The following is a 4,470-nucleotide window of genomic DNA, read 5'->3' as shown; positions in this document are numbered from 1 at the left end:
TAGTGACGTTGGGGCCGGCCTCCTCGATGATGCCCGCGCCCTCGTGCCCGCCGACGATCGGGAAGCGGGGCGGCAGGTCGCCGACGGCTGTCGGAGCCCCGGCGCCGAACAGGGCGGCCGGACAGGCGTGGCCGTCGTCACATCCGCCATGGGCGATGGCAATTTCGGCGCCGAAAGCATGCTACTTCCCGAAAAGGGAGGCGGTCTCAACCGGTCGGTGCGCCAGCTCTGGTAGAAGGGCTGCCCGCCGTCACCGTGATGATGATTCTGGGATGGCTACCCGTGGCCCGCAGGCTTCCGCACCCCCGACCGTCGAATCAATTACGTCCGAGGTAATGGGGGCTGGCGCCACCGGGCACGGCCGAGAAGATCGCCGCAATGACGGTGGTCGAGCGTGGCAACACGTGGTGTGTCCAATCGTTCGGCGAGCGCGATGAGGCTCGCATCGGTGCCACCGAGCGGGAGATCCCGATATCGACCGGCCAGTTCCCGCACTCGGGACCAGTCCGCATGCGTCAACGTCTCCACAATGAGCGCATCGTCGATGATCGACGTGTAAAGAGCCAGTTCCGCCGTAGCGCCCAGTTCCCGGTTGATAAGATAGGCGGCTTCCGCGATCACGAGAGGTGACCCGCCCCCTCGAGCTCCTCCAGAAGATGTGCGCACACCACATGGTGAGGATCGCTGCGGTCAGTGGCAGCGACGATCACTCCGGTGTCGACGAGGAGCACCCGGGTTCAGTCCCGGCCGAAGCCGTCCGCCAGAAGGTCGTCGATGCGTGCGGTGATGCCCTCGGCCGACGCACCCGCCCCCACGAACGCCAGCCTGCGACGTGACTGCGGCGCGGCCGGGGGAAGGTGGGCCGCGAGGTCCGCGATGACCTCGACGAGGCTCGCACCACGCCGCTCGGCCTCGGCGGTCAGGCGCCGGACCACCTCGTCAGGAAGATCAAGCGTGAGGCGCACGACGATGATTCTACGACCCTGAGAGACGAGTGGCCGGGGATCCGCGCCGGCCTGAAGCACCGCCTCCGGCCATCCTGACCAGCGCCACCAAGGTGGCCGCGCCATGGGCCGGGGATGGGAACGGGGACGGACCCGGCCGGTCCGCGAGATCGGAGGGCTCCGTCAGACAGGCGGGGTGATCATGTCGTCAGCGATCCGCTCGATCCTGGCCCGCAACTCGGCCAGGGGGAGCCTCAGGTCGAGCACGTACGTCACGAGCGATGGGCGCGGGACCCCCGATCCGGCGCCGGATGACGTCGCCACGACCGCCGGGCTGGCCGTCGGCCCGCTCCGAGCCGGCGTAGACGAGCCGTCCCTGCCGGGCGCCGAGCCGGGCACAGTAGGCGATCATCTGGTGGTACACGTGCGCGGGCGCGCCCTACCGGATCGCGAGCCGGTACTTCGCGTCGAGGACAACCGTCGGGATCATCCGCCCGCCCGGGCCCTCCGGCCGGTACAGCACGAGATCGGGGCGCATCTCCAGCGTCCGGTCCTCGTCGAGGTGGTGGGTGCGGTCCTGCAGGCGGACCTCACCGCCCCGACGGGTGAGGACCTCGTCGACGGCGTGGGTCACGAAGTCCTCGAAGACCTCCCACATCTTCACCACGAAGCCGTCCACCCGGAGCGTCTCCCCGTCTTCCCGTTCGAAGGAAGACGAGCGCAGAACCGTCTCGGCGAGCCGGAGCGCCGCATGGTAAGGCGCGTTCACCCGGGTTGGCGCCCAGTCCGGCGGCTTGACGGGGCCGTGCGCCGGCTCGGCCACACCGTCCAGGGCTGCGGCGATACGGCGCAGCTCCTGGGCGGTGGCCGGTGCCACCCCGGCCAGGGCGAGCAGCGAGCGGGTGGCGGCGAGCAGCAACCGGTTCTCGGCGATGTCAACGGTGCGCTCGTCATAGCGCACCTCGAGGGGGACCATCACCCCGGACCGTCGCCGGAGCTGCGCGGACTCGCGCAGCCGGCCGCGGAGGACGGGAAGCGCCGCATCCACCTGCCGATAGCCTCGCAGCACCCCGTGCGCGAGCGCCCGCGAGGCGGTTCGGGCGAACGCCACGGCGACCGCGGGCAGAAGATCCGGCTCCTCCGCCGCCTGAACCTCGTCCTCGAACCACCTGCCGCGATCCTGCGCGTAGCCAAGCAAAAACAGCAGACGGCGGATGGTGACCTTGGGGCGGATGCGAACCTCGAACGCCTCCTCGCCCGACCCGAGGCGCACGGTGCCGACCAAGGCGTTGTCCTTGACCTCGCAGGTACCGTCGGCACGCCGTTGCCGCACCTGCGCCACCTCGCTGGCATCGAGCGCATCGGCCTGACCCTGGCTCAGCTTCCGCCGCTGCCACCCGGCGCCCTCGGTCAGCTCCACCGGTGCAAGCATGATGGCATCAGCCTGCCGCGGGGCCGAGGGGCTGCCGCAGCGCCGGTAGGCCGTACCGGGCGGCGAGATCGATGGTCTCGCCGACGTGGTGTTCGGCCAGCAGCGGCAGGATCTGATGTTCCCACACCCGCTCGAGGCCGTCGGCACTCTGGTGGACGCGGTCGCGCATCAGGTAGGACGGGCCGACGCGGGCGTCCGGGTCGTCGATGCGGCGGTTCAGCTCGCCGAGCAGGCGGGCCGCCTCGTCGGGCAGGTCGCGTGCCGCGAGCCAGCGGCGCAGCACGGACGCGGTCGGTTCGACGTCCGGATGGAGCCCGACGAAGGTGAACCGTCGGCGCAGCGCCTGGTCGAAGGCGGCGATCGAACGGTCCGCGCTGTTCATCGTGCCGATGATGAACAGGTTCTTCGGCAGTTGGAAGTCGCGCGTGTCCGCGGAGGCGTACTGGGTGGTGACGGCCTCCCCGCGGTATTCCAGCAGGAAGTACAGCTCACCGAAGATCCTGGCCAGGTCACCCCGGTTGATCTCATCGATGATCAAGAAGAACGCCTGGCGGGGATTGAGCTCGGCGGCGGTGGCGAGCCGGCGCAGCGGACCGTCCACGAGCTCGAAGGACATCCGGTTGGTGGTGGCCGCGTCACCGTCGCCACCCTTCACCTGCACCGGGCGGAAACCCTGGAAGAAGTCCTCGTACATATAGGACGGATGGAACTGGACGAGGGTGACGTTCTCGCGCCGATCGTCGGCGAGATGCCAGGCCAGGTGCCGGGCGAGGTACGTCTTGCCGGTGCCGGGCGGGCCGTAGAAGATGAGCTGCGGCCGGTCCCGCAGAAGCTCGACGCACCTGCGCAACCAGTCCCGGCTGTAAAAGAGGCCGTCTGCGAACTCGTCCGTGACCTCGCGCAGATCGTCCCCGCCGAGGACCTGCCCGGCGAGGTCGGCGTCGGCGCTCTGGGGGACGGCCCCCGTCGTCGCGATCGATGTCACCGGCGCGGGCGCGGGCACCAGGGCGTCGAGGTCGGCGACGAAATCGGAAAGATCGACGATGCGCGCTTCCGCGTTGCCGAGCAGGGCCGCCACCCGATCGGGCAGATCGAGGTAGTTCACCGGCTCGTCGGCGTTGCGCCAGTGGACCGGCCGTTGCAGGTCCGCGACGCCCCCGACGCTCTCGACGAACACCGGCGGTCCGAGGATCTCCCCGACGTAGTACTGGTCACGGTCGTTCACGACGACGAGGTCGTTCTCCCGCATCCGGCTCAGGAAGGCGTGGTACTCGCTGGTGAGCCGGCCGCGCCGGGCCGAGGTGAGCGAGGCGTGTTCGCGGTCGACCGCCCGGCGCCCCTGTTCCCAGTCGACCCCGGGCCGCACCTCCAGCCGGTCACCGGGCAGGGAACAGACCTCGTCGGCCAGCCAGAGATCCCGCGCCAGCGAACGGCCACGCCGGTCCGCGCCGCGTAGCTGGGTGACCTGCACGAAGTCGTTGAGATGCCCGGCCTGCAGGCTCGCGTCCTGGCGGTTATCGACGAAGGTGAGCAGCTTCTTGGCCCGGGAGTCCAACGCCTTCTGGCGCCGCAGGTTACGCACGATGCTGGTGCTGACCAACGACACGGCCGAGCTGCGGCCCTCGGCGGCGAACGAGGCCAGCTTGGCGAAGTCCTGGGCCCGCAGCTGCTCGTACGAGACCCGGCAGCGCAGGCAGAACCGGAACGGCGCCGGGATGAACCAGGCCGTCATCGGCTCGGACGCCACGGAACCAGACGCCACCGAACCGGACGCCGCGGAACCGGACGCCACCGAACCAGACATGTCACGAAGGAACACGGCGCGCTCGCCGTCCGTCTCGACCTCGCTGCCGTCCGCCGTCACCCGGACCCGGCGCGGCACCTGATCGGCGAGTCTTGGCAGGACGAACGAGTGCCCGTGCTCGTCAGCGTCGAACCAGGTGTCCGGAAAACGCCCTTCGGCAATGGGATCGGTAGGCCAGGGATGATCCTCGCTCACATAGAGATAGCCGAGATCGGCTTCACTTTCAACCGCGACCGACTCCCGGCGGGCGGTATAGGAGTCGAAATGAAATAACTTGCGCGTTTCGAACC

The 4,470-nt window shown here is 69.5% G+C and carries 5 protein-coding genes; 1 reads left to right on the top strand and 4 read right to left on the bottom strand.

Annotation, left to right across the window (positions count from 1 at the left end; all coding sequences use genetic code 11):
• Nucleotides 1-235: hypothetical protein (locus tag ACY5KJ_RS08105; RefSeq protein ID WP_462203095.1), on the top strand; the 235-nt coding region annotated here is incomplete at its 5' end.
• Between the two features lie 86 nt (nt 236-321).
• Here ACY5KJ_RS08105 and ACY5KJ_RS08100 read toward each other — a convergent pair.
• From ACY5KJ_RS08100 to ACY5KJ_RS08085, 4 genes are all read right to left on the bottom strand, one after another.
• Entirely contained in the window at nt 322-621 is a 300-nt protein-coding gene (locus tag ACY5KJ_RS08100; protein WP_462203094.1) for a PIN domain-containing protein, read from the bottom strand.
• A 116-nt stretch (nt 622-737) separates the two neighbouring features.
• Nucleotides 738-965 carry a hypothetical protein gene (locus tag ACY5KJ_RS08095; protein WP_462203093.1) on the bottom strand — a complete coding sequence of 76 codons (228 nt, stop codon included), beginning with the start codon at nt 963-965 and terminating at the stop codon, nt 738-740.
• A gap of 418 nt (nt 966-1,383) precedes the next feature.
• Nucleotides 1,384-2,376, bottom strand: a complete 993-nt coding sequence (locus tag ACY5KJ_RS08090; protein WP_462187130.1) for an McrC family protein — start codon at nt 2,374-2,376, stop codon at nt 1,384-1,386.
• Between the two features lie 7 nt (nt 2,377-2,383).
• Nucleotides 2,384-4,470: McrB family protein (locus tag ACY5KJ_RS08085; protein ID WP_462203092.1), on the bottom strand; the 2,087-nt coding region annotated here is incomplete at its 5' end.

It is taken from the genome of Frankia sp. CcWB3, assembly GCF_977927595.1.
This window is presented reverse-complemented; position numbering and strand designations above follow the sequence as displayed.

Bases quoted from the DNA above. Each gene is read 5' to 3' on its own strand.
- ACY5KJ_RS08090 (WP_462187130.1), bottom strand. From the start codon at position 2,376: ATGCTTGCACCGGTGGAGCTGACCGAGGGCGCCGGGTGGCAGCGGCGG.